Here is a 24,706-nt window from a genome sequence, read left to right on the forward strand (position 1 = left end):
GTCTGGGGTCGCTCGGACGTCGCGCGCTCAGGCATAGGGATCCGGGATGCCGAGGGTCGCGAGTGCCGCGACCTCGAGGGCTTCCATGGCATCGGCCTCGGCCTCGCCGATCTCGTGGTCCTGACCGAGACAATGCAGGGTGCCATGGACGAGGAGGTGGGCGAGGTGATTCTGGAGCGGCTTCGACTGCTCCGCACTCTCGCGCACCAGGGTCTCGTACGCAAGGACCACGTCGCCGAGGGGCGCGGCGGTGCCGGCATGCCGCGGCTGCGGGGCGGCCGGGAAGGACAGGACGTTGGTGGGCTTGTCCTTGCCGCGCCAGGTCCTGTTGAGTTCCTGGACGGCGGCATCGTCCGTCAGCAGGACGCTGACCTCGACGGACCCGTCCGGCCTCTCGGGGGCGACGGCGAGTCCGGCCTCAACGGCGCGGGTGACGAGGGCCTCGAGGTCCGGGACCGCCGCCTCCCAGCGCGCGTCCTCGACGGCGAGGTCGATCTCGTGGGGCACGGTCACGCCAGCGGCCGGCGGCGGGGATTCGGGTTGCGGTCGGCCTCCGCGCTGCCGTGGGCGGCGCTCTCGTAGGCGGTCACGATCCGGCGGACGAGGTCGTGGCGGACCACGTCGACGTCCTTGAACCGCACGTGCCCGATCCCCTCGACGCCCTCCAGCACGCTGACCGCTTCCACGAGCCCGGATTTCTGGCCCGGCGGCAGGTCGATCTGGCTCGGATCGCCGGTGATGATCATGCGCGAGCCCTCGCCCAGGCGAGTGAGGAACATCTTCATCTGCATGGAGGTGGTGTTCTGCGCCTCGTCGAGCAGCACCACCGCGTTGGTGAGGGTTCGGCCGCGCATGAAGGCGAGCGGCGCGATCTCGATCTGGCCGGTCTGGAGGCCGCGGTCGACGTGGCGGGCCTCCATGAAGTCGTACAGGGCGTCGTAGATCGGGCGGAGGTAGGGGTCGACCTTCTCGCGCATGTCGCCTGGCAGGAAGCCCAGGCGCTCGCCGGCCTCGACCGCGGGCCTGGACAGGATCAGCCGCTCGGCATGGCCCTGCTCCAGGAGCGACACGGCGTGGCCGACGGCGAGCCAGGTCTTGCCGGTCCCGGCCGGGCCCTCGGCGAAGACCAGCTCGTTGGTGCGCAGGAGCTTGATGTAGGCGTCCTGCGCCGGGTTGCGCGCCCGCACGGCCCCGCGCTTGCGGGTGGCGATCTGCTCGAAATGCGGCCTGTCGGCCTCGGCCGCGATGACCTCGGCCGGGAACAGGGTCGCCTGCGCGGTGGCCTCGCGGATGGCGCCGTCCACGTCGCCGAGGGTCAGCGTGCTGCCGCCGGTCCGCACCCGGGCGTAGAGCTTCTGGAACACCCGCCGCGCCGTCTCGGCGGCGTCGGCCGGCCCCTTGATGACGAGGTGGTTGCCGAGCGCGGTGGCGGTGACCTCCAGCCGGCGCTCGATATGGGCGACGTTCTGGTCGTACTGGCCGAAGACGAGGCTCGCGAGGCGGTTGTCGTCGAAGGTCAGCGGCACCTCGACCGCCTCGTCCGATCCGGCCGGCCGCGCCGCCGGGCCGCGCCCCTTGAGCGCGCCGCGCGCGCCCGCACCGTCCGACGCGCTCAAGCCGCCATCCTCGCCATCATCCCGACCGCTCCGCTCCTCACGCCGCCGCAGCCGCGGAGACGAGCTCTCCGAACAGGCTGTTGGACCCTGCCTCGGTGATCCGCACGGGCACGACCTGTCCGATATGGTGAGGCGCGGCGTTGAACTGGACGGCCAGCAGGTGCGGCGTCTTGCCCGCGACCTGACCGGGATGCCGCCCGGGCTTCTCGACCAGAACGTCGACGACCCGGCCGACGGCCGCCCGCTGATAGGCGTGGCGCTGGCCGTCGAGGAGCGCCTGCAGCTCGGCGAGCCGGGCCGCCATCACGGCCTCCGGCACCTGATCGGTGCGGTCGGCGGCCGGCGTGCCGGGGCGCGGGCTGTACTTGAACGAGAAGGCGCTCTCGAAGCCGACGTCGCGCACGAGCCGCAGGGTCTCGGCGAAGTCCGCGTCGGTCTCGCCGGGGAAGCCGACGATGAAGTCGGAGGACAGGGCGATGTCGGGCCGCGCCGCGCGGATCCGGTCCATCAGCCGGCGGTACTGGTCGCCGGTATGCTTGCGGTTCATCGCGGCGAGGATCCGGTCGGAGCCCGACTGCACCGGGAGGTGCAGGTAGGGCATCAGGGCCGGCACCTCGGCGTGCGCCCGGATCAGGGCGTCGTCGAAGTCGTTCGGGTGGCTCGTCGTGTAGCGGATCCGCGCGATGCCGGGGATCTTCGCCACCGCGCGCACCAGGTCGGCGAGGCCCGCGGGCGCGCCGTCGGGGCCGTCGCCGTGATAGGCGTTGACGTTCTGCCCGATCAGCGTGATCTCGCGGACGCCCCCGTCGGCGAGCTTCTCGGCCTCGGCGAGCACCGCCGCCACGGAGCGCGAGACCTCCGCGCCCCGCGTGTAGGGCACCACGCAGAAGGCGCAGAACTTGTCGCAGCCCTCCTGCACGGTGAGGAAGGCCGACGTCCCGAGGGTCCGCCGGCGGGGCAGGTGGTCGAACTTGTCCTCGACCGGGAACTCGGTGTCGACGACGCGGCGCTCGCGGGAGCGCGCCAGCAGGTCCGGCAGCCGGTGATAGCTCTGCGGGCCGACGACCACGTCGACGGCGGGCTGGCGCGCCTGGATCTCGGCGCCCTCGGCCTGGGCGACGCAGCCCGCGACCACGATGCGCGTGTCGAGGCCCTGCGCCTTCCGCTCACCCTTGAGCACGCGCAGGCGGCCGAGTTCGGAATAGACCTTCTCGGCGGCCTTCTCGCGGATGTGGCAGGTGTTGAGGACGACGACGTCCGCGTCCTCGACCGTGTCGGTCGCCGTGTAGCCCTCGGCGCCGAGGACGTCGGCCATGCGGGCCGCGTCGTAGGCGTTCATCTGGCAACCGTAGGATTTGACGAAAGCCTTCTTCAACGCGCGCCGTCCCGAACCGTCCGATGATCCTTGCACCCGCCCCGCGGGGCCCGGCACGCGGCCTGTAGCACGGATCGCGGGGTCCGTCGCGGCGCCCGAAACGCGACCGGCCGCCCGAGGGCGGCCGGTCAGAGGCTGTCGCGGTCGAACCGGCCTCAGTGGGCGGCCGGCGCCGCCGCGGGCAGGTCGATGACCATCTGCTGGAAGAACGGCACGTAGGCCTGCAGCATCACGAACAGGCCGACGAGGCAGGCCAGCGCGATCGAGTGCCAGAACACGAAGCGCAGGATCTTGCCTTCCTGGCCGAAATAGCCGGTGGCCGTGGAGGCGACGACGATCGACTGGGCGTCGACCATCTTGCCCATCACGCCGCCCGACGAGTTCGCCGCCGCCATCAGCACGCCCGAGAGGCCGAGCTGCTCGGAGGTGATCCTCTGGAGGCCGCCGAACAGCACGTTCGAGGCCGTGTCCGAACCCGTGAGCGCCACGCCGAGCCAGCCGAGCAGCGTCCCGAAGAACGGGTAGAGGATGCCGGTGCCCGCGAAGGCGAGGCCGAGCGTGGCGTCGACGCCCGCGTAGCGGGTGAGGACGCCGAGCGCGAGCATCGCCGCGATGGTGATGAGCGAGTAGCGCAGGGCCCAGATGGTCTCGAAGTAGGCGGTGACGAGGCGCAGCGGCGAGAACCGCATGATCAGGCCGGAGATGATCGCCGCGATCAGCACGCCGGTGCCGGTGTACGACATGTAGGTGAACAGGAAGACCGCGCCCTCCGGCACCGGCTTGGCCACCACCGGCGGCACCTTCATGATCACGTTGTGCAGGCCCGGCACCTCGTATTTCCAGGTGAAGAGCGGGTTGACGATGCCCTTGAACCAGCCGGTCCCCCAGACCGCGACGATGACCGAGAGGACGATCCACGGGACCCAGGCCATCAGGATCTCGCCCTGCGAGGCGGTGCGGGCGCCGGTATGGACCGGGGGCGTGCCGGGCACGCCGGCGCCGAGCGCCACGGGCCGCGGACCGGCGACGGCGAGCGACGGATCGTGGCCGCGCAGAGCCGGCGACGACCAGATCTCCTTGGGCTGCCAGACCTTCAGGAACAGCACCAGCGCGAGCATCGAGGCGAGCGAGGCGCCGATATCGACGATCCACGGGTTGACGTAGTTCGAGATCAGGAACTGCGCGACCGCGAAGGAGGCGCCGCAGACCAGGATCGGCGGCCACACCCGGATCATGCCGCGGAAGCCCGCGAACACCCAGATCAGCCAGAACGGCACGATCAGCGAGAACAGCGGCAGCTGCCGGCCGATCATCGCGCCGAGGATCTCGGGCGGGTATCCGGTCACCGAGGCGAGGCCCTGGATGGGCGCGCCGAGCGCCCCGAAGGCCACCGGCGCGGTGTTGGCGATCAGCGACAGGCCGGACGCGGCGAGCGGCGAGAAGCCGAGGCCGATCAGGATCGCGCCCGTGACGGCGACCGGCGTGCCGAAGCCGCCCGCGCCCTCGAAGAAGGCGCCGAACGCGAAGGCCACCAGGAGCAGCTGCAACCGCCGGTCGGCCGTGATGCCGGCCACGGACTGCTGCAGGATCGCGAACCAGCCCTTCTCCACCGTGAGCCGGTAGAGGAAGATGACGTTGAGGATGATCCAGCCGATCGGGAAGAAGCCCGTGACCATCCCGAGGATGGCGGCGCGGGTGGCGAGATCGGTCGGCATGCCGAAGCCGACGATGGCCACCAGCATGGCGAGGCCGAGGGCGATGACGGCCGCGATATGGGCCTTCACGCGCCCGCTGGCGATCATGGCGAGCAGTGCGATGACCGGCACTGAAGCGGCGAGCGTCGAGAGCCACGGGCTCCCGAACGGGTCGTAAACCTGGTTCCAGGTTTGCACCGGGCGTCCTCCAATAATTTCCGTCTGTTCCGGATTGCGGCCTAGCTAGCAGACGTGTTCCGGCCGCTCAATGCGTTGAATCATGTATTCTGACGGTGATTCCACCGGCTTTCTCTCGCGCGGATCGGCGGATCCGCCCGGTCGAACAGCGACGAGCTGGTCTCGAAAGGATCAGACCCGTCCGGAACAGGCGTAAAGTCTGGAGCTGAGACAGGATTCCGTTCGCGGTCAAGAGCTTAGGCGTGGAGAAGCAGGCCGCGCGCGCCTCCCGCGGTGCCGGGGTCGCGGGCGCGCCGGCTCCGGATCCCGAGGCGGGCGCAGCGTCCGGCGCAGCGCCGAGGATTCAAACCGGCGCGATCTCCGGCCCCTGGAGACCGATCTCCGGGGCGGCCGGCCGCGCGTCGGGTGCCGGGGCGGTGCCGGCGCCCGTGCCGGCGCCCCGCAGGGCCGCGCGCACCTCGGCTTCGGCGGCCGCGGTGGCGACCTTCCGGTCGGTGGTCGCCTCGAAGGGGATCGGCGCGCCCCAGACCACGTGCACGTCGATGGGGCCGCCCTGCACGAAGGTCGCGAGGTGCGGCACCAGCTCCATGTCGCCGTACCACGCGATCTCCGCGCGCTCGGCGCGCGTGACCGGCAGGCCGTTGCGCCGTGGATAGGCGATGGCGAGCGGCTGGAGGCGCACCCGTCCGCGCCCGGCCTCGGCCTGCAGCGCCGCGCGGGCGGCGCCGACGAGGGACGAGCGGAACGGCAGGAGCCGGGTCCCGTCGCCGGTGGTCCCCTCCGCGAACAGGACGACCAGCTCCCCCTCGGCCAGGCGGTGGCCCATGGCGGTGCTGACGCTCGCGGTCGCGCCGCGGCGCTGCCGGTCGATGTAGATCGTCCGCTGGAGCCCCGCGAGGACGCCGATCAGCGGCCAGCCGGCGATCTCGGACTTCGCCACGAAGGAGAGCGGCCGCAGCGAGCCCACCGCGATGATGTCGAGCCACGAGACGTGGTTGGCGAGCACCAGCGCCGCCTCGCCGGGGGCCGGGGGCGTCCCGCTCTGCGTGACCCGCACCCCGAACAGCCACAGGAAGACGCGGTGGAACAGGATCGGCGCCAGGGTCGCGCGGCGGCCGAGGAGCCGCAGGGCGATCCAGTGGGGCGGTCCCAGCACCGCGAAGGCGAGGGCGAGGGCCGCGACGCGCCAGGCGATGCCGAGGCGGCTCACGGCGTCACAGGTCGGCGCTCATCGTCAGCGCGGTCGCCCGGCTGCCGTCGGCCTTGAGATAGTAGCCGGTGCGCGAACCGACCTGCCGGAATCCGTGCCGGGCGTAGAGCCGCAGGGCGGGGGCGTTCCCCTCGTCGACCTCCAGATGCACCCGGGCGACGCCGTCGAGGGCGAGGCTCGCCAGGTGCTCGCGGAGCAGCTTGCGGCTGTGGCCGCCGCCGCGCAGAGCCGGGGACAGCACGACCGTCAGGATCTCGGCCTCGTCGGCGGCCCGGCGCGAGAGCACGAAGCCCTGGAGCACGCCCGCGCGCCAGAGGGCGTGCGCGTGGGTCGAGCGCTCGCAGAGCATCCGCTCGAACTCGTGCGCGTCCCAGGGCCGCGCGAAGGCGGTCGCGTGGAGGCGGGCGAGGGCAGGGGCCTGCGCGGCGTCGCGGAGCGGCGCGACGTAGGGCTCCGGGGTCAGCGCGTCCCACCACGCGAACCACCAGTCGAAGGGCCAGAAGGGCAGCGGGCGCGTCATCGCCGTGCGATCCGCGCGTGGTCCTGCGGCCGGGCATCCGGCCCCCGCAGGTAGAGGGGCCGCGCCAGGGCCTGCGCCGGGTCGGCGACGAGGCCGAGGGAGGCCACCGCCGCGATATCGGGACCGCCGACATGGGCGACGCGCGCCGCGACGCCGCGCGCGGCGAGCGCGGCGGCCAGCATCGGCGCGCCGGAACCGGTCAGCACCACCGGGCCGTCGCCCAGCTGCTCGGCCGCCGCCTCGACGGCGAGATGCGCGGGCGCGAGGCCGTCGCCCGGCCCGAGGGCCTGCACGTAGACGGCGCCGTGGCGGGCGTCGATCACCGCGGCGATCGTGCCCGCGACGGTGTCGGCCAGGAGCGGCGCGAGGAGCGCCGAGAGGGTGCCGACGCCGACGACGGGCTTGCCGGTCGAGAGGCCGATGGCGCGGGCCGCCGACAGGCCGACCCGCAGCCCGGTGTAGCTGCCGGGCCCGACCGTCACGGCGACCCGGTCGATCGCCTCAAATCCGCCCTCGACCCGGGCGATCACCCGCTCGATCAGCGGCAGCAGGGATTCCGCGTGGCCGCGCGCCATGGGCAGCGACTCGGCGGCGAGGGGCGCCTCGGACTCCTCCGCCATGACGCAGGCGGCGCAGGTGTCCAGCGCTGTGTCGATGGCCAGGATACGCACGCTCACTCCCACAGGCCGGTCCGCGCCGACGGTTGCCTCCCTGCGCCGCGACGGGCGCGAAGAGCCTCCAGCGTTAGAGCAAAACCGCCGCCTCGTCAGCGGCGGGGTGCCCGCACCGGGCGGATCACCGGTGGAGTGTTGCCGGCTTGCGCCGGTGCGCGCCCGCGGCCTCGGACGGGTCCGGCGCACCGGCCCCCGGCTCCGCCGCGAAGGCGGGAGCCGGGGGGCAGCCGAGTGCCGTTCCGGCCCTCCGGCGTGCCGCCCGCACCGCGGCGCGGGCGCAAATCCTCAGATCGCCTGGACCTCGCGGATCTCCGGCAGGAAGTGCCGGAACAGGTTCTGCACGCCGTGCCGCAGGGTCGCCGTGGAGGACGGGCAGCCCGAGCAGGCCCCCTTCATCTCCAGATAGACCACGCCCTCCTTGTAGCCGCGGAAGGTGATGTCGCCGCCATCGCCCGCCACCGCCGGGCGCACCCGGGTCTCGAGCAGGTCCTTGATGGTCACGACGGTGTCGTGGTCCGCCTCGTCGTAGAACTCGTCGCCCGGCTCGATCTCGCCGTGGCCGCCCTCGGCCATCACGGGCGCGCCGGACTGGAAGTGCTCCATGATCGCGCCGAGCACCGCCGGCTTGACCTGCGCCCAGTCCGAGCCGTCCTCGGCCTTGGTCACCGAGATGAAATCGTGGCCGAAATAGACGCCCGCCACGCCCGGGACGGTGAACAGCGCCGCTGCCAGGGGCGAGCGGGCGGCGGCCTCGGCGTCCCGCGCCTCGAAGGTCGATTCCGCCAGCACGACGCGGCCGGGCAGGAACTTCAGGGTGGCCGGGTTCGGCGTGGCTTCGGTCTGGATGAACATGGTGGCGATACTCCGCTGCGCCGGTTCAAGGCCGGCCGGGACAGGCGCCGCGAGGCGCCGCCTCCCATGTGGACCGGCGATCGGATTTTCTCAACCTGTCGTCCGGTCCCGCCGGCGCGCGAGAGTGGACATTCGGCCGACGGCGCGACAGGACGAACGCCGTCGAACGCCAGAGGAGCCGGCAGTGGACATGACCGCGGACCAGACCCTCGCGCAGGACTTGCTGAAGGATCTGCGCGAGGCCCAAGCCAAGCTGGACGCGGCGCGCGCGGAAGCGGCCTCGCTCAAGGTGCTGCTCGCGCTGCGCACGCATCAGCACGACCAGGCCTGGCAGGAGGGGCAGCGCCTCGCCGCGGCGCTCGCGGAGGCGCAGACCCGCGCGGAGGCGGCCACGACCGCGCGGACCGAGACGCAGGTGGACGCGCAGGCGAACGCGGCCGCGTCCGAAGCCGCCGCGATGGCCGACGAGCGCACCGAGGCGGTCCGGATCGTCCTGGGCGCGGTCCTCGCCAGCATCGGGCACCGCGCCCTCGACCGGCGGCGCTTCCAGGACCTGATCGCCCGGGCCGGCCGCGAGGCGCCGGATCAGGGTCCGGGCGCGGCCCGGCACGCCGTGCTGCTGACCGAGGCGCGGCGGGTGCTGGGGATCGCCCAATAGGGCGGCCCGAAGCGCGCGCACCGCGACCGGTCGCCGGCGGCAGGGTTAACCGACGCTTAACCCGGCTCTCCCATCGTCGTCCCCGGGACGGACAGGAGATCGACCGCATGCTGATCAGCGAGCACCACGTGCGCGAGTGCGCCTACTACATCTGGGAGAACGAGGGCCGGATTCACGGGCGCGCTGCGGCCCACTGGATCCGCGCCGAGTCCGAGCTGCGCGCGAACGCGATGCTCGCGGCCGCCGCGTCCGCGACGGTCGAGGCCGCCAAGCCCGTCGAGGCCGCCGCGAAGGCCGCGCCGGTGAAGATCGCCGCCAAGCCGGTCGCCAAGCCGGTCGCCAAGACCGCTGCCACCAAGACCGCCGCTGCAAAGCCCGCCGCCAAGGCCGCCGCGTCGAAGACCGCCGCTGGCAAGCCCGCGGCCGTGAAGGCCGCCGCGAAGCCGGCGGCTCCGAAGCCCGCCCGCGCCTCCAAGGCCGCGGTGACCGCCGGCCTCGCCGCCAAGGCGAAGCCTGCCCGGACCCCGGCCTCGATGCACTGAAGGGTCGGCGCCGCGGCGCCACCACGGCCTTTCCCGGAGCCCGCCCCTCGCGCAGGGGCGGGCTTCCGTCGTTCGTGGGCCCAGCGCGGAACAGGCCGGGCGCCGGCAGGTTGTCCGGCCTGATGCGGGCGCAGGGCTCCGCGACGGGGCTGCGATGCGCGCGGTGATCTTCGACATCGACGGGACGCTGCTCGACAGCGTCGACCTGCATGCCCGCGCCTGGGTGGAGGCTTTCGCGCATTTCGGCGTGGAAACCGGCTTCGCCGAAGTCCGCCGGCAGATCGGCAAGGGCGGCGACGAGCTGATGCCGGTCTTCCTGTCGGAGGAGCGGATCGCGCGGGAGGGCGAGACCATCGAGGCCTACCGCTCCGACCTGTTCAAGCGGCGCTACCTGTCCGAGGTTCGGCCGTTCCCGGGTGTCCGGCCGCTGTTCGAGCACATCCGCTCCGCCGGGCTGAAGATCGCGCTCGCCTCGTCGGGCAAGCGCTCCGAGGTCGAGCACTACACCGAGATCCTGGAGATCGGAGACCTCGTCGACGTCGCCACGAGCTCGGACGACGCGGACCGGTCCAAGCCGCACCCCGACATCTTCGAGGCCGCCCTGGCGAAGCTCGACGGCGTCCCGCCCGACGCGATCATCGTCGTCGGCGACACCCCCTACGACGCCGAGGCCGCCGCGAAGGCGGGCCTGCGCACCGTCGGCCTCCTCTGCGGCGGCTTTCCGGAGGCGGACCTGAGGGCGGCCGGCTGCGCGGCGATCTACCGGGACCCCGAGGATCTGCTCGACCGATTCGCGGAGTCGCCGCTGGCGGGCGGCTGAGCGCCGGCCCGGCAAGCGGATTCCGCGGCGGGTCCGGCGTCGTCCACACATTCCCGCCACGCTGTTGCAGCGCGGTGACGCGGAGCGATGCCGGCTACGTATTCACGCGAAAAGGACTGGTGCCCGTCGATCGAAAGGCGTAGCGACCCGCCCGCCAATCTGGACTCCTTCGAAGGACGAGCGCCTCGCATGCCCCAGACTCACCAGGCCGGCCCGGCACCGCGCTTCGTACCGGTCGCCAAGTCGCTGCCGGAGCAGATCGCCGACGCGGTCGAGAGCCGGTCGACCCCGCTCAGCCAGCTGCTCCGCCTGATGGCCGCCCTCGATGCCGAAGGCGGTAACGAGGCCCTGCGGCTGCGGCTCCGCGCCCGGATCGGCGCGCCGCTCGACGCCTGACCCCGCGTCGCGGGTCAATGCCGCCGGTGCCGATGGCGCCGGCCACCCCGCTTCGCCGCCGGTGCGGCCGCCTTCGCGACGCGGTCCATGCAGGCGAAGTAGATCCGGCGCCCGATCTCCTCGAGTTCAAGACCCTGCGGGTTGGGCGCCGAGAACACCTTCGCGCGGGCCTCGTTGCGGCAGGCCGCGTCCTCCTGGCTCCGGATCGGCGGCTCCGCGCGGGCGGCCCCGCAGGCCAGGGCCGAGACGATCCAGGTCGCTGCCACGATCGATACGCGCGTGCTTGCCAGGGTACTCGGCATACTAACGTTCGGACCTCACTCGCTCGAGACATAGATAGAGCGTCTCGATCACCCGTGAAGCTTGGTCAGAGTGCGGGCTCCGGCAATAATCGACAGCCTTCGCGTCAGGGCACGATCCAGCGGCACGGCCCCCCGCCGGCGACGGTCAGGCACTCGTAGGGCGCCCCGCCGATCAGGGCCCGCTGCTCCACGGTGCCGATCGCGCTGCGCGGGATTCGCCGACAGCCGGCCTCCGCGGGGGCGGGGCCACTGCTGCCAGAGGCAGCGTCGATCCGCCGGGCGGCGATCAGCGTCTCGCAGGCCATCACCGAGTCCGCCCCCTGCGCGCGGGCCGTCCGGGGCGCGACGGCGCCGGACAGGGCGGCGAGGACGAGGACCGCGGGGAGAACCTGTCGGGATCGGGAAAGCATCGCGGCCTCGGCTGCCCGCGCCGGACGGGCGCGTCGCGGTTCGGCCGCCCTCAACGCGTTGCCGCGCGCGTTGGTTGCCGCGTGCGGACACGCTCCCCCGAACGCGACGACGCCCGCCTTAGGGGCGGGCGTCGTGGGCGTCCGAAGCTCGGGTGAGCCGACGGCCTGCGCTTAGCGCTTGGTCTTGACCTTCGCCTTGCGGGCCGCGTAGCGCGCGTCGCGCTGGGCCTTCTTGGCGGCCAGGTCGGCCGACTTGCGCTCCTGCGCGGCGGCCAGCTCGGCGGCCTCGCGGGCGATCTGGGCGGCGAGTTCCGCCTCCTCCCGCTGCCGCTTTTCCTCGGCGGCCTTCCGCTCGGCGGCGATCCGGGCAGCCTCGCGCTCGCGGGAGCGCTCCTCGCGGGCCTTGGCGACCTCGGCGCGGGCCTTCGCCTTGGCGATCACCTCGGGGTCATCGGCCGCGGGGCGAGCCTTGAACTTGGCCAGCAGGGCGGCCTTGGCGTTCTGCGAGTTCTGGCGACGGTCGTCGAAATTCCTGTAGTCGAATGCGCTCATCTGACCTTTCTCAGTTGGGTACGTCTCGCGTGTCGCGGGGACATCCGGCGGGGCCGGGCACGTACGGAGTCTGCAGGTTCCGACGCCATCCCCGCGCCCCGGAACCGCACCGATCCACCGGCTGTACCGATGGTCCGACCCGAGCGTTCGGCCTGCGTCTGAACGCTCGGGTCGGACCATTGTTCGAAGATCGCAGAGCCCTTAATCAGAGCTTCACGCGAGATGCAATCGGCGAGACCTGCGCAGGCGGTCGGTCCAGCGACAATCCCGGCCCACTCTGTAAGAGTTTCGACCCGCGGTGCGGAAATACCTCAGGCCGGCGGCCGGCAGGGGCTTCGGTGCTCGACAGGTGGGCGCGCATCCATCCCCTGGACTTGCCTGCCAGCCCTAGATGGGTCGCGCGCCGGGCGAAGACAAGATTCGTGTTCGCCCGGCGCCCGTGGCGCACCTGTCCGCTGGACGGACCTATACTTTCATCGCAAAGCAGACCTGCAAAATCGACAGCGTATTCGTCGCCGGACCTTCGATCCCGCGGGGGGGGGGCGCGCTTCCGCTTCGGCGCGCGGGCGTGCCCGGAAACCGCTCTTCCGCCGCCGCCTAATTCTTGTGCACGCGGATCGGAGCGCATCGAATCCATCGCCAGCACGTCCCTGCCTGCCTATGATCTAGGCACGCGAGCGCGCTGGTTCGCGGCACTGCGCGCGGGCTCGCGGCACAGGGCCTGCTTGCCGCGATCGATCGCGTCCCGCGCGATCGGCCGGAGGAGTTCCATGTCCGAGACCCGCCCCCCGTACGATCCCGAGAGTTACGCCGCGGCCGCGGCGGCCCATCTCGGGCTCACCCTCGATCCCGCGTGGATCGCCCCGGTGACCGCGAATCTGCGCGTCCTGGCCGCGGCGGCCGAGCTGGTGGAGGCCTTCCCGCTCGCCGACGAGATCGACGCGGCCCCGAGGTTCGAAGCGTGAGCGCGAGCGATCCCTCGACGGCAACGGCGATCGCCGCAGCGATCGCCGATGACCGGACCACCGCGCGGCAGGCCGTCACGGCGGCGCTCGACCGGATCGGGCGCCTCAACGACCGGGTCGGCGCCTTCACCGACGTGCTGTCCGCCCGCGCCCTGGCCCGGGCCGACGCGCAGGACGCGGCGCGCCGCGACGGGGCGTCGCCGGGCCCGCTGGCCGGCGTGCCGTTCGCGGTGAAGAACCTGATCGACATCGACGGCCTGCCGACCCGCGCCGGATCGAAGATCAACCGGGAGCGGCCGCCGGCCGAGCGGGACGGCGCCCTGGTCCGGCGCCTGGAGGCCGCGGGGGCGATCCTCGTCGGCGCCCTCAACATGGGTGAGTACGCCTACGACTTCACCGGCGAGAACATCCACGACGGCGACGCCCACAACCCGCACGCCCTGGATCACATGACCGGCGGCTCGTCGGGCGGCTCGGGCGCGGCCATCGCCGCCGGGATGGTGCCGCTCACGCTGGGCTCGGACACGAACGGCTCGATCCGTGTCCCCGCCGCGTTCTGCGGCTGCTTCGGCCTCAAGCCGACCTACGGCCGGCTGACCCGCGCGGGGAGCTTCCCCTTCGTGGGCAGCCTCGACCACCTCGGGCCGATGGCCCGGAGCGTGACCGATCTCGCGCTCGCCTACGACGCCATGCAGGGCCCCGATCCGGACGATCCGGTGGCGACGCTCCGCCCGGCGGAGCCGGTCCTGCCGCGGCTCGAGGCGGGGATCGACGGCCTGCGCGTCGCGGTGGCCGGCGGCCATTTCGCCCGCAACGGCGATCCGGAAGCCTTCGCGGCGGTGGCGCGCGCCGCCGAGGCGCTCGGCGCGCGGCGCACCGTCGAGTTGCCGGAGGCGCACCGCGCCCGCGCGGCCGCCTACCTGATCACCGCCGCGGAGGGCGCCACGCTCCACCTCGACCGTCTGCGCACCCGGCCGCAGGATTTCGACCCGGCGGTGCGCGACCGGCTGATCGCCGGGGCGATGATCCCGGCGCCCCACGTGGAGCGGGCGCAGCGGTTCCGCCGCTGGTACCGGGCGCGGGTGCTGGAGCTGTTCGAGACCGTCGACGTGATCCTGGCCCCGGCCACGCCCTGCCGCGCGCCGCGGGGCGGCCAGACCCACTTCGTCCTCGACGGCGTGACGCTGCCGGTGCGCGCCAATATCGGCGTGTTCACGCAGCCGGTCAGCTTCATCGGCCTCCCGGTCGTGGCGGCGCCGGTCCGGCTCGACGCCGGTCTGCCGCTGGGGGTCCAGATCATCGCCGCCCCCTGGCGCGAGGATCTCGTCCTGCGCGCGGCGCGCCATCTCGAACGGACCGGCGTCAGCGCGGCGCCCATCGCGGAGCTTGACCGATGATCATCGACGATCCCGCCGTGAAGGCCGAGGTCGAGGCCGCGTTCCGGGCCTACGAGACGGCGCTGACCACCAACGACGTCCCGACCCTGGAGGCGCTGTTCCGGGACGATCCGCTGACCATCCGCTACGGGATCGGCGAGAACCTCTACGGCATGGACGCGATCCGCGCCTTCCGCCGGGCCCGCTCCCCGGTGGGCCTGGAGCGGACCCTGGCGCGGACGCAGATCACCACCTACGGGCGCGACTTCGCCACCGCGATGACGCTGTTCACCCGCGCCAACGCACCGGGGAAGATCGGTCGCCAGAGCCAGACCTGGGCGCGCTTCCCGGAGGGCTGGCGGGTGGTCGCAGCCCACGTGAGCCTGATCGACGCGGACTAGCCGCGGAGCGGCCCGCGCCCCGGCGGGGGCGTGTGGCCGCGGGCTTGCATACGGTCGAGCGTATTCCGCGCCGTCTGGCGCGGACCAACGCGAGTACCCGACCCAAGATGCTGTCCCGTCTGAGAAAACTCGGCGCCCGTGCGGCGCTGGCCGGTGCCCTGGCGCTCTCCGCGAGCACCGCTGCCCTCGCGCAGGGGACGCTGCGGATCGGCATGACCGCCTCCGACATCCCGCTGACCACCGGCCAGACCGACAACGGCGGCGAGGGTATGCGGTTCATGGGCTACACGGTCTACGACGGCCTCATCAACTGGGACCTGTCGAGCGCCGAGCTGGCCTCCGACCTCGTGCCGGGGCTCGCCACCAGCTGGGGCGTCGACGCCACCGACAAGACCAAGTGGACCTTCAAGCTCCGGCCGGGCGTGAAATTCCACGACGGCTCGGACTTCACCGCCGACGCGGTGGTCTGGAACCTCGACAAGCTCCTGAAGGCCGACGCGCCGCAATACGACCCGCGCCAGTCCGCGCAGGGCAAGACCCGCATCCCGGCTGTCGCGAGCTACCGGGTGGTCGACCCGCTGACCGTCGAGATCACCACCAAGGCCCCCGACGCGACGCTGCCCTATCAGATCGCCTGGATCATGATGTCGTCGCCGGCCCAATGGGAAAAGCTCGGAAAATCCTGGGACGCCTTCGCCAAGCAGCCCTCGGGCACCGGCCCGTGGAAACTGACCCTGTTCGCCCCGCGCGAGCGCGCCGAGATGGTGCCGTTCAAGGAGTACTGGGACAAGGACCGCGTGCCGAAGCTCGACAAGCTCGTGCTGATCCCGCTGCCGGAGGCCAACGCCCGGACGGCCGCCCTGCGCTCCGGTCAGGTCGACTGGATCGAGGCGCCGGCACCCGATTCCGTAGCCTCGCTGAAGAGCGCCGGCTTCACCATCGTCACCAACGCCTATCCGCATAACTGGACGTGGCACCTGTCGCGGGTCGAGGGCTCGCCCTGGAACGACATCCGCGTCCGCAAGGCCGCCAACCTCGCCATCGACCGTGACGGGCTGAAGGAGTTGCTCGGCGGCCTCGCGATCCCCGCCAAGGGCTTCATGCCGCCCGGCCACCAGTGGTTCGGCCACCCGACCTTCGACATCAAGTACGACCCGGACGCCGCCAAGAAGCTGCTGGCCGAGGCGGGCTACAGCCCGGCCAAGCCCCTGAAGCTGATGGTCGCGATCTCGGCCTCCGGCTCGGGGCAGATGCAGCCGCTGCCGATGAACGAGTTCGTGCAGCAGAACCTCGCCGACGTGGGCATCCAGGTCGATTACGAGGTCGTGGAGTGGAACACGCTGATCAACATCTGGCGGGCCGGGGCCAAGGCCGACATCTCCCGCGGCGTCTCGGCGATCAACTACTCGTACTTCATCCAGGACCCGTTCACCGGCTTCATCCGCCACCTGCAGTGCAACTTCGCGCCGCCGAACGGCACGAACTGGGGCTATTACTGCGATCCGGCGATGGACAAGCTGTTCGATCAGGTCCGCAACACCTTCGACAAGGCCGAGCAGACGAAGGTCCTGGAGAAGGTCCACGAGAAGTACGTCGACGACGCGCTGTTCATCATGATCACGCACGACGTCAATCCGCGCGCGATGAGCCCCAAGGTGAAGGGCTTCGTCCAGGCGCAGAACTGGTTCCAGGACTTCTCGAAGATTACCATCGCCTCGGCGGGGCGGTAGCGTAACGGGGCGCCTCTCTCCTCCCCCTTGTGGGGAGGAGCCGGAGGTGGGGGTGGTGCAGGATAGAGCGTTGCGGTGCCTCCTGAACCACCCCCACCCCTGACCCCTCCCCACAAGGGGGAGGGGAATAGTCTCGGCTGAGTAGACAACAGGCCCTTGAATGCTGCTCTACATCCTCAAACGACTGGTCTACGTGACGCCCGTGGCGTTCGGGGTCAGCGTCGTCTGCTTCCTCCTCGTCCACCTCGCCCCGGGCGATCCCCTGAGCGCGGTCCTGCCCGCCGACGCCACCCAGGCCACCATCGACGAGATGCGGTCGGCCTACGGCTTCGATAAGCCCCTGCCGGTCCAGTACCTGATCTGGCTCTGGCACGTGCTGCACGGCGATCTCGGCACCTCCATCGCCACCGGCCGCCCGGTGCTCGGCGAGGTCAGCCGCGCCGTGGTGAACTCGCTGATCCTCGCTTCGGTGGCGACCGTGATCGGCTTCACCTTCGGTACCCTGTTCGGCTTCGTGGCGGGCTATCACCGCAACTCGCTGGCCGACCGGGCCGCCTCGGCCGTGTCGGTCTTCGGCGTGAGCGTGCCGCACTACTGGCTCGGCATGGTCCTGGTGATCGTGTTCTCGGCCAATCTCGGCTGGCTGCCGCCCACCGGGGCCGGGCCCGACGGCTCCGGCAACTGGCGGCCCGACTTCGAGCACCTGCGCTACCTGATCCTGCCGGCCATCACGATGTCGGTGATCCCGATGGGCATCATCGCCCGCACGGTCCGGGCGCTGGTGGCCGACATCCTGTCCCAGGACTTCGTCGAGGCCCTGCGCGCCAAGGGCATGGACGAGCGCGGCGTGTTCCGCCACGTCGTTCGCAACGCCGCCCCGACCGCGCTCGCCATCATGGGCCTGCAGCTCGGCTACCTGCTCGGCGGCTCGATCCTGGTCGAGACCGTGTTCGCGTGGCCGGGCACCGGCTTCCTTCTCAACGCCGCGATCTTCCAGCGCGACCTGCCCCTGCTCCAGGGCTCGATCCTCGTGCTGGCGATGTTCTTCGTGCTCCTCAACCTGCTGGTGGACGTGATGCAGACCGCCCTCGACCCGCGCATCGAGCGCGCTTGAGCCGGAGCCCGACGATGACCGTTCCCGTCACCGCGGCCTCCGTGGCCCTCGACGGCGGCGTCCTCGCCGCCGAGGACGTGACCCACGGGCCCGAGGCCGCCTTCGCCCCGTCGCGGGGCTTCTGGGGCCATGTCGGCCACCGGCTCGTGCGCGACCCCGTCGCCATGGGCGCGGGCGCCGTGATCCTGATCGTCGTGCTGATCGCGATCCTCTCGCCCTGGATCACCCCGATGGACCCCTACAAGGGCTCCATGCTGCGCCGCCTCAGGCACGTCGGCGACGCCACCTACTGGCTCGGATCCGACGAGCTCGGCCGCGACATGATCAGCCGGCTGATGCTGGGCTCGCGGCTGTCGCTGTTCATCGGCGTCACGCCGGTGCTGATCGCCTTCGTGATCGGCTCCGCGATCGGGATCCTCGCCGGCTACGTCGGCGGCTGGACCAACACGATCCTGATGCGCACCATCGACGTCTTCTTCGCCTTCCCGTCGGTGCTGCTGGCCATCGCGCTGTCCGGGGCGCTCGGCGCCGGCATCTTCAACTCGATCGTGTCGCTGACCTGCGTGTTCGTGCCCCAGATCGCCCGCGTCGCCGAGAGCGTCACCACGGGCATCCGCAAGCGCGACTACATCGACGCCGCCAAGCTGTCGGGCGCCTCGGCCCTGACGATCATGCGCGTGCAGGTGCTCGGCAACGTCGTCGGGCCGATCTTCGTCTACGCGACCAGCCTGATCTCGGTCTCGATGATCCTGGCCTCCGGCCTCTCGTTCCTCGGCCTCGGCGTGCGCCCGCCCGAGCCCGAATGGGGCCTGATGCTCAACACCCTGCGCACCGCGATCTACGTCAATCCGGTCGTGGCCGCCCTCCCGGGCGTCTGCATCTTCATCGTCTCGATCGCCTTCAACCTGTTCTCGGACGGGCTCCGGTCCGCCATGGAGATTCGCCAGTGAGCGTCATCCCGGACGCCCCCGACCCGTTCGCCCGCGACCGCGGCGGACCCGGCCAGCCGCTCCTGTCGGTCTCCGGCCTCGTCAAGCACTTCCCGGTCCGCAAGGCCGGGGGCAAGAAGCAGGTTGTCCGCGCGGTCGACGGCGTCGATTTCGATGTCCTGAAGGGCGAGACGCTCGGCATCGTCGGCGAATCCGGCTGCGGGAAGTCGACGACCGCCAAGCTGCTGATGGGCCTGATCGAGCGCGATTCCGGCACCATGCTGTACGACGGCCAGCCGGTCGGCGAGCGCGCCATGCCCTGGCGGTCCTACCGCCGCCAGGCCCAGATGGTGTTCCAGGACAGCTACGCGTCCCTCAACCCGCGCATGACCGTCGAGCAGTCGATCGCCTTCGGCCCGAAGGTCAACGGCGTGCCCGCCCGCGAGGCGGTGGAGCGCGCCCGCGGGCTGCTCGCCCGGGTCGGGCTGGAGCCGAAGCGCTTCGCCGGCCGCTACCCGCACGAGATCTCCGGCGGCCAGCGCCAGCGGGTGAACATCGCCCGCTCGCTCGCCCTGGAGCCGCGGCTGGTGCTCCTCGACGAGGCGGTCTCGGCGCTCGACAAGTCGGTCGAGGCGCAGGTCCTGAACCTGCTCCTCGACCTGAAGGCCGAGTTCGGCCTGACCTACATCTTCATCAGCCACGACCTGAACGTCGTGCGCTTCATCTCCGACCGGGTGATGGTGATGTATCTCGGCCGGGTCTCCGAGATCGGCCCCTCCGACACGGTGCTCGACGCGCCGGCGCACCCCTACACCGAGGCGCTGCTCGCCTCGATGCCGTCGCTCGATCCCGACAACCGCACCCAGGCGGCGCTGCTCGCGGGCGACCCGCCGAACCCGATCGACCCGCCGTCGGGCTGCCGCTTCCACCCGCGCTGCGCCCTGGCGGAGGACGTCTGCGGCCGGACGGAGCCGCCCCTCGACACGATCCGGCCGCTGCACCGCGTCGCCTGCCTCGCCCGCCAGCCGGGTTCCGGCCACTCCGCGGCGCCCGCGGGCGCGCTGGCAGCATGAGCACCCCGATGTCCGGTTCAGAACCCGCGGTCGCCCTCGAGAACCTGCGCGTCGCCTTCGGCAAGGTGCAGGTCGTCGACGGCGTCGACCTGAGCCTGGAGCGCGGTCAGGCGCTGGCGCTCATCGGCGAATCCGGCTCCGGCAAGAGCGTCACCCTGCGGGCGATCCTGCGGCTGTTCCCGGAGGGGCGCAGCCGGATCGAGGGCGGCATCCGGGCCGCCGGCAAGGACGTGCAGGCGCTGACCCGGCGCCAGCTCGCCGATTTCCGCGGCGGCGACGTCTCGATGATCTTCCAGGAGCCGCTGCTCGCCTTCGACCCGGTCTACACGGTCGGCCGGCAGATCACCGAGGCGATCCTGCGCCACGAGACGATCTCCAAGGACGCGGCGCGGAAGCGGGCGCTCGCCCTGTTCGAGCGGGTGCGGATCCCGAGCCCGGAGCGGCGGCTCGACAACTACCCGCACGAGATGTCGGGGGGCATGCGCCAGCGGGCCATGATCGCGCTGGCGCTGGCCTGCCGGCCGCAAGTCCTGCTCGCCGACGAGCCGACCACGGCGCTCGACGCCACGGTGCAGATCCAGGTGCTGCTGCTGCTCCGCGAGCTGCAGCGCGACCTCGGCCTGTCGATCGTGATCGTCACCCACGATCTCGGCGCGGCGGTCGAGGTCGCTGACCGGATCGCCGTGATGTACGCGGGCAAGATCGTCGAGACCGGCACGGCGCATCAGGTGGTCCTGAACCCGCACCATCCCTACACGATCGGCCTGCTGCGCAGCCGGGCCGAGGGGGCGCTCGCCAAGGGCTCCCGGCTCCAGACCATCCCCGGCAGCCCGCCCGACCTCGCCAACCGCCCGCCGGGCTGCCCGTTCGCGCCGCGCTGCTTCCTGGCCGAGGAAAGCTGCCGCCGGGAGATGCCGCCGGTCGTCGAGATCGCCCCCGGCCACCGCGTCGCCTGCTGGCGGACCGAGGAGGCCTCGGCGGCGTACCGGGCCGGGCCGACACCGGTGCGCGCCGCCGAGCCGGTCCCGGCCTGACCTCGACGCACCCGCGCCGAGGCTTTATCCGGCTCGGCGCGGTCCCGCGGCGGCGGACCGCGTCCGAACCGGCCGCGCGGGCGTCACGATGAGCCAAGTCCAATCCGGGCCAGTCCCGTCCGAGATCCTGCTTGTGCCCCGGGGCGAGGCCGGGCACTTCCTGCCGGCGGCGCTCGGTTGGCTGGGCAAGCGGGTCACCGTCACCGCCCAACCCGGCCCGGCGAACCACGTCCTCTGCCTGCCGGTCCTCGATTTCGTGCGTCTGGGCTTCCCGGAGGCGAACGGGCGCCTCGACCTCCTCGAACCGGGGGACGCCGAGAACCTCCGCGCCGGGCGCGCCGCGCTGCTCCTCGACCTCTCGAACGAGGGGCCGGGCCTGCACGCGCCGACCTTCGAAGCGCTGCACCGGAACCTCGAAGACCGCGGGATCCCGCGCGAGCGGGTGATCCTGGTCACGCAGAACCGGCTGCTGCGGCTCGACTACGAGCGCCTCTACGGCGAGGGCCTGCGGTTCTGGACCTTCGAGTTCTTCCCGCTCCAGGTCGCCCTCTGGCTGGACGACGCCGAGGGTCCGCGGCTCTTCCCCCAGCACCCCCTCGACCGCACCGGCTACGCGCCCTTCGCCCGCGCCGCCGGCCCGGCCCGGTTCCTCTGCCAGAACGCGGCCCTGCGCTGGCACCGGGTGCTGCTCTACCGCTGGTTCCAGCTCGCCGGGCTGGACCGCGACGGGCTGATCTCCTTCCACGGCATCGGCGAGGACAACCCGAAGGCGGGCGGCATCGACGTCTTCCACGCCCCGCCGGAGATCGAGGCGGCCTTCGGGCCGCTGCTCGCCGATGTCGGCAGCTGGATCCCGCGCCGGGCGCGGCGGATCGATGCCGATCAGGGCACCGACATGGTCATGACCCTCGACACCCAGGCCTACGCGGCGTGCGACCTGACTGTCATCTCGGAGACCGACTTCTTCGAGCCGGGCGTCGAGCGGATCACCGAGAAGTCGATCAAGGCGGCGGCGACGGGCCTGCCCTTCGTGACGGTGGGCGCGCCGCGCGCCGTCGCGCGGCTGTCCGAGCTGGGCTTCGAGACCTTCGGCGGCCTGATCGACCACCACTACGACCTCGTGTCCGACCCGGCCGAGCGGCTGCCGCTCGTGTTCCAGTCGATCGAGCGCGCCTGGGCCGCGTGCCGGGACGACCGGGCGCGCTGGCATCGCCTCGCCCGGGAGCAGGCCGAGGCCAACGTGGCCCACGCGCGGCGCGGATTGCTGCCGCAGTACGAGCGGGTGATGGTCGCGCCGCTGGTCGAGCGGCTGAACCGGTTCATGGAGACGGGCGCGATCCTCCACTGACCGCCGCCCGCAGGGCCTCCGCCATGCGCCGCACCGCCGGCTCGATCGCCCGCTCGGGCACGGCGGCGTAGCCGAGGAGCAGGCCCGGCTCCGCCGGACCGGCGTGGTAGGCCGAGAGCGCGACCGCCGAGATCCCCGCGCGGCCGAGCGCCGCCGCGGCGGCCACGTCGGTGAGGGCCGGGCGCCAGGCCGGCCCCGGCCGGGCGATGACGTGCATCCCGCCTTCCATGGCGGCGATCGCCGCGACGTCCCCGGCGTGGCGGCGCGCGGCCTCGATCAGCGCCTCCTGGCGCAGGGCGTAGAGGCGGCGCGTCCGGCGCAGATGGCCGGCGAGGTGGCCGTCCTCGATGAAGCGCGCCAGCGCCCACTGGCCGATCCCGGGCGGGGCGGGACCGGTCTCGGCCAGCGCCTGATTGACCGGCGCGACGAGGCCGCGGGGCAGGACGAGGTAGCTCAGGCCGAGGGCGGGCAGCAGCAGCTTCGAGAAGCTGCCGACGTAGATCACCCGGCCGCCGCGATCGAGGGCGCGCAGCGGCGCGAGCGGGCGTCCGGCGTAGCGGTAGGCGCCGTCGTAATCGTCCTCCACGATCCAGCCCGAGACCGCCTCGGCCCAGGCCAGCAGGTCGAGGCGGTTCTCCAGGCTCATGGCGTGCCCGAGGGGGTAATGGTGGGCCGGCGTCACCACCGCGAGCCGCGCGCCGGGCGCCCCCGCGGCGGCCAGGGCCACCGGCAGGCCCCCGGGACCGACCGGGACGGGGATGGGGTTCAGGCCGGCGCCGGCGAGGGCCTGCGCGATGCCCGGGAAGCCGGGCTCCTCCACCAGGGCGGTCTCGCCGGGATCGAGGAGCAGCTCGGCGAGCAGGCGCAGGCTCTGTCGGATACCCGCGGTGACGATGACGTCGTCGGCCTCGCAGGCGACGCCGCGCGCCTGCGCCAGGTAGGCGGCGATGGCGCCGCGCAGGGCCGGCGAGCCGCGCGGGTCCGGCCGCTCGGTCGGGCCGTGGCGCCACTCGGCCTGGAGCAGGCGACCCCAGACCTCGAAGGGGAAAGCGTCCTGCGCCGGCCTGCCCAGCGCGAAGGCGTCGGGCACGTCCGCACCCGCCATGTAGCGCCGCGGCGGCGCGGACACGAGGCGGGTGCCCCGACGGGACAGGGTCGGGGCCGGCTCGTCCCCCGGGCGTCGGAGCGGGCCGGGCGCGGGCAGCGCGTCGTCCGGCAGGGTCGCGGCGACGCGGGTTGCGGAGCCGGGCCGAGCCGTCAGGTAGCCCTCGGCGGTAAGCTGCTCCAGCGCCAGGACGACGGTCCCGCGCGCGCAGCCGAGGTCGGCGGCCAGGACCCGCGAGGCCGGGAGCCGGGCCCCGCGCGGCAGCCGGCGCTCGAGGATCGCCGCGCGCAGGCCCTCCCGGAGCTGCGCGTGCAGCGGCGCCGCGGCCGCGGTGTCGAGGGTGAGCGTCAGGGGCAGGGGAGCCCGGGCCATGAGGCGAACTGGTCCAGTCGCGGTGCGAGAATTGGACCTTTCGCCTGGACCGCCGAACGGTCAAGCCCGGATCCGCAAGATCGCCGCAGGACAGGCCCATGTACCAGCCGCCCCATTTCCGGGACGATTCACGCGCCGCGCAGCACGCGCTGATCCGCGCCAACCCCCTCGGCCTGCTGGTGACCGCCGGGGCGGGTGGCCTGACCGCCAACCCGATCCCGTTCCTCCTGGACGACGACGGTCCCCACGGGGTGCTGCGGGCGCATCTCGCCCGCGCCAACCCGCAGGGTCAGGATCTCGCCGCGGCGGAGGAGTGCCTGATCGTGTTCCAGGGGCCGCAGGGCTACGTCACGCCGAGCTGGTACGCGAGCAAGCGCGAGCACGGCCGGGTGGTCCCGACGTGGAACTACGCCACGGTCCACGCCTGGGGCCGGCCGCGGATGATCGAGGATGCGGACTGGCTCGGGCGCCAGATCGCCGACCTCACCGCCCTGCGCGAGGCGTCCCGGGCCGAGCCGTGGGCGGTCGCGGACGCGCCGGCGCCGTTCGTCGCCGCGCAGGTTCGGGGCATCATCGGCATCGAGATTCCGATCACGCGGGTCGAGGGGAAGTGGAAGATGAGCCAGAACAGGCCCGAGGCCGACCGGCACGGGGTCATCGCGGGGCTGCGCGCCGAGGGCGAGGCGGGTCTCGCCGGGCTGGTCGCCGAGCGGAGCGGGCTGTGAGCGCGCGCCTCAACGGCTTCGGCCAGCCCGTCGGCCCGGCGCTACCGGACTGGAGCCCGCGCCCGCTTCCGCCGCGCACGCCCCTGGAGGGCCGCTTCTGCCGGCTCGTACCGCTCGACGCCGCGGCGCACGCGGACGCACTCTACGCCACCTACAGGGCCGCCCCCGACACGCGCGGCTGGACCTATCTCGGCGACGAGATGCCGGAGAGCGCGGAGGCCTACCGGGCGCGCCTCGCGCGGCAGCAGACGAGCGAGGACCCGCTGTTTCACGCGATCCTGGATCCCGAGAGCGGCGACGCCCTCGGGATCGCCTCGTATCTCCGGATCGATCCCGCCAACGGCGTGATCGAGGTCGGCCACCTCCATTTCGGCCCGCGTCTGCAGCGGGCGCCCGCCGCCACGGAGGCGATGGCGCTGATGATGGCCCGGGCCTTCGACGAGCTCGGCTACCGGCGCTACGAGTGGAAATGCGACAGCCTGAACGCCCCGTCCCGGGCGGCGGCGCTGCGCCTCGGCTTTACCTTCGAGGGCATCTTCCGCAACGCCGTGGTGGTGAAGGGCCGCTCCCGCGACACGGCGTGGTTCTCCATCACCGATGCCGAGTGGCCGCGGGTCCGCGCCGGCTTCGCGGCGTGGCTGGACCCGTCGAACTTCGACGGGGCGGGTCGCCAGCGGCGCGGGCTCGCGGAGATGCGCGCCGCCGCGGACTGAGC

General features: G+C 72.6%; 27 protein-coding genes. 15 read left to right on the plus strand and 12 right to left on the minus strand.

Features of this window, described 5'->3' with window-relative positions:
• Positions 1-27 precede the first annotated feature (27 nt).
• From ybeY to ACLBYG_RS03630, 8 genes are all read right to left on the minus strand, one after another.
• On the minus strand, positions 28-507 hold the full coding sequence (ybeY, locus tag ACLBYG_RS03595) for an rRNA maturation RNase YbeY (protein WP_447680688.1): 480 nt from the start codon (positions 505-507) through the stop codon (positions 28-30).
• Between the two features lie 2 nt (positions 508-509).
• On the minus strand, positions 510-1,616 hold the full coding sequence (locus tag ACLBYG_RS03600) for a PhoH family protein (protein ID WP_447680613.1): 1,107 nt from the start codon (positions 1,614-1,616) through the stop codon (positions 510-512).
• Between the two features lie 37 nt (positions 1,617-1,653).
• The gene (gene miaB / locus ACLBYG_RS03605; protein WP_447680614.1) at positions 1,654-2,991 is read right to left on the minus strand and encodes a tRNA (N6-isopentenyl adenosine(37)-C2)-methylthiotransferase MiaB; all 1,338 of its coding nucleotides are present in this window, start codon (positions 2,989-2,991) and stop codon (positions 1,654-1,656) included.
• A 155-nt stretch (positions 2,992-3,146) separates the two neighbouring features.
• Entirely contained in the window at positions 3,147-4,883 is a 1,737-nt protein-coding gene (locus tag ACLBYG_RS03610; RefSeq protein ID WP_447680615.1) for an L-lactate permease, read from the minus strand.
• Positions 4,884-5,226: 343 nt separating this feature from the next.
• On the minus strand, positions 5,227-6,093 hold the full coding sequence (locus ACLBYG_RS03615) for a lysophospholipid acyltransferase family protein (RefSeq protein WP_091977043.1): 867 nt from the start codon (positions 6,091-6,093) through the stop codon (positions 5,227-5,229).
• 4 nt (positions 6,094-6,097) lie between these two features.
• Positions 6,098-6,613 carry a GNAT family N-acetyltransferase gene (locus ACLBYG_RS03620; protein WP_012317649.1) on the minus strand — a complete coding sequence of 172 codons (516 nt, stop codon included), beginning with the start codon at positions 6,611-6,613 and terminating at the stop codon, positions 6,098-6,100.
• A complete protein-coding gene (gene tsaB, locus ACLBYG_RS03625) occupies positions 6,610-7,284 on the minus strand; it encodes a tRNA (adenosine(37)-N6)-threonylcarbamoyltransferase complex dimerization subunit type 1 TsaB (RefSeq protein ID WP_026604975.1) in 675 nt (224 codons plus the stop codon). The genes ACLBYG_RS03620 and tsaB overlap by 4 nt, the downstream gene beginning before the upstream one ends.
• A gap of 288 nt (positions 7,285-7,572) precedes the next feature.
• A complete protein-coding gene (locus ACLBYG_RS03630; protein WP_020093462.1) occupies positions 7,573-8,139 on the minus strand; it encodes a NifU family protein in 567 nt (188 codons plus the stop codon).
• A 190-nt stretch (positions 8,140-8,329) separates the two neighbouring features.
• Between ACLBYG_RS03630 and ACLBYG_RS03635 the strand changes: the two genes are divergently transcribed.
• The 4 genes from ACLBYG_RS03635 (at position 8,330) to ACLBYG_RS03650 (ending at position 10,555) form a co-directional block, all read left to right on the plus strand.
• On the plus strand, positions 8,330-8,797 hold the full coding sequence (locus ACLBYG_RS03635) for a hypothetical protein (RefSeq protein WP_056522717.1): 468 nt from the start codon (positions 8,330-8,332) through the stop codon (positions 8,795-8,797).
• Positions 8,798-8,904: 107 nt separating this feature from the next.
• A complete protein-coding gene (locus ACLBYG_RS03640; RefSeq protein ID WP_447680616.1) occupies positions 8,905-9,339 on the plus strand; it encodes a DUF2934 domain-containing protein in 435 nt (144 codons plus the stop codon).
• A gap of 154 nt (positions 9,340-9,493) precedes the next feature.
• Positions 9,494-10,159 (plus strand): HAD family hydrolase, encoded by a 666-nt coding sequence (locus tag ACLBYG_RS03645; protein WP_103985329.1) that lies wholly within the window; start codon positions 9,494-9,496, stop codon positions 10,157-10,159.
• A gap of 189 nt (positions 10,160-10,348) precedes the next feature.
• A complete protein-coding gene (locus tag ACLBYG_RS03650) occupies positions 10,349-10,555 on the plus strand; it encodes a hypothetical protein (RefSeq protein ID WP_091680024.1) in 207 nt (68 codons plus the stop codon).
• A 14-nt stretch (positions 10,556-10,569) separates the two neighbouring features.
• Here ACLBYG_RS03650 and ACLBYG_RS03655 read toward each other — a convergent pair whose 3' ends face one another.
• From ACLBYG_RS03655 to ACLBYG_RS03665, 3 genes are all read right to left on the minus strand, one after another.
• Entirely contained in the window at positions 10,570-10,857 is a 288-nt protein-coding gene (locus ACLBYG_RS03655) for a hypothetical protein (RefSeq protein ID WP_447680617.1), read from the minus strand.
• A gap of 104 nt (positions 10,858-10,961) precedes the next feature.
• Positions 10,962-11,267 (minus strand): hypothetical protein, encoded by a 306-nt coding sequence (locus ACLBYG_RS03660; RefSeq protein ID WP_447680618.1) that lies wholly within the window; start codon positions 11,265-11,267, stop codon positions 10,962-10,964.
• Positions 11,268-11,438: 171 nt separating this feature from the next.
• Entirely contained in the window at positions 11,439-11,819 is a 381-nt protein-coding gene (locus ACLBYG_RS03665; protein ID WP_447680619.1) for a DUF6481 family protein, read from the minus strand.
• A 770-nt stretch (positions 11,820-12,589) separates the two neighbouring features.
• Here ACLBYG_RS03665 and ACLBYG_RS03670 point away from each other — a divergent pair.
• The 9 genes from ACLBYG_RS03670 (at position 12,590) to ACLBYG_RS03710 (ending at position 21,789) form a co-directional block, all read left to right on the plus strand.
• Positions 12,590-12,784, plus strand: coding sequence for an AtzG-like protein (locus ACLBYG_RS03670; protein ID WP_447680620.1), 195 nt, complete (start codon positions 12,590-12,592; stop codon positions 12,782-12,784).
• Positions 12,781-14,181 carry an AtzE family amidohydrolase gene (locus ACLBYG_RS03675; protein WP_447680621.1) on the plus strand — a complete coding sequence of 467 codons (1,401 nt, stop codon included), beginning with the start codon at positions 12,781-12,783 and terminating at the stop codon, positions 14,179-14,181. The genes ACLBYG_RS03670 and ACLBYG_RS03675 overlap by 4 nt, the downstream gene beginning before the upstream one ends.
• A complete protein-coding gene (gene hpxZ / locus ACLBYG_RS03680) occupies positions 14,178-14,561 on the plus strand; it encodes an oxalurate catabolism protein HpxZ (protein ID WP_447680622.1) in 384 nt (127 codons plus the stop codon). Before ACLBYG_RS03675 ends, hpxZ begins: the two co-directional genes overlap by 4 nt.
• Before the next feature lie 107 nt (positions 14,562-14,668).
• The gene (locus ACLBYG_RS03685; RefSeq protein WP_447680623.1) at positions 14,669-16,291 is read left to right on the plus strand and encodes an ABC transporter substrate-binding protein; all 1,623 of its coding nucleotides are present in this window, start codon (positions 14,669-14,671) and stop codon (positions 16,289-16,291) included.
• A gap of 160 nt (positions 16,292-16,451) precedes the next feature.
• A complete protein-coding gene (locus ACLBYG_RS03690; RefSeq protein ID WP_020093450.1) occupies positions 16,452-17,405 on the plus strand; it encodes an ABC transporter permease in 954 nt (317 codons plus the stop codon).
• Between the two features lie 14 nt (positions 17,406-17,419).
• On the plus strand, positions 17,420-18,355 hold the full coding sequence (locus ACLBYG_RS03695) for an ABC transporter permease (protein WP_020093449.1): 936 nt from the start codon (positions 17,420-17,422) through the stop codon (positions 18,353-18,355).
• Positions 18,352-19,407, plus strand: coding sequence for an ABC transporter ATP-binding protein (locus ACLBYG_RS03700; RefSeq protein WP_331326361.1), 1,056 nt, complete (start codon positions 18,352-18,354; stop codon positions 19,405-19,407). The genes ACLBYG_RS03695 and ACLBYG_RS03700 overlap by 4 nt, the downstream gene beginning before the upstream one ends.
• Before the next feature lie 8 nt (positions 19,408-19,415).
• Positions 19,416-20,441 carry an ABC transporter ATP-binding protein gene (locus ACLBYG_RS03705; protein ID WP_091679999.1) on the plus strand — a complete coding sequence of 342 codons (1,026 nt, stop codon included), beginning with the start codon at positions 19,416-19,418 and terminating at the stop codon, positions 20,439-20,441.
• 88 nt (positions 20,442-20,529) lie between these two features.
• Entirely contained in the window at positions 20,530-21,789 is a 1,260-nt protein-coding gene (locus ACLBYG_RS03710; protein ID WP_447680624.1) for a hypothetical protein, read from the plus strand.
• Here ACLBYG_RS03710 and pdxR read toward each other — a convergent pair.
• Positions 21,761-23,266 (minus strand): MocR-like pyridoxine biosynthesis transcription factor PdxR, encoded by a 1,506-nt coding sequence (pdxR, locus tag ACLBYG_RS03715; RefSeq protein ID WP_447680625.1) that lies wholly within the window; start codon positions 23,264-23,266, stop codon positions 21,761-21,763. The genes ACLBYG_RS03710 and pdxR overlap by 29 nt on opposite strands.
• Before the next feature lie 98 nt (positions 23,267-23,364).
• On the opposite strand from pdxR, the gene ACLBYG_RS03720 reads away from it, so the two are divergent.
• Together ACLBYG_RS03720 and ACLBYG_RS03725 are read left to right on the plus strand one after the other, a co-directional pair.
• Positions 23,365-23,991 (plus strand): FMN-binding negative transcriptional regulator, encoded by a 627-nt coding sequence (locus ACLBYG_RS03720; protein WP_020093444.1) that lies wholly within the window; start codon positions 23,365-23,367, stop codon positions 23,989-23,991.
• Positions 23,988-24,704 carry a GNAT family N-acetyltransferase gene (locus ACLBYG_RS03725; protein ID WP_447680626.1) on the plus strand — a complete coding sequence of 239 codons (717 nt, stop codon included), beginning with the start codon at positions 23,988-23,990 and terminating at the stop codon, positions 24,702-24,704. The genes ACLBYG_RS03720 and ACLBYG_RS03725 overlap by 4 nt, the downstream gene beginning before the upstream one ends.
• Positions 24,705-24,706: the final 2 nt, after the last annotated feature.

The sequence above is a fragment of the Methylobacterium sp. D53M genome, assembly GCF_053345625.1.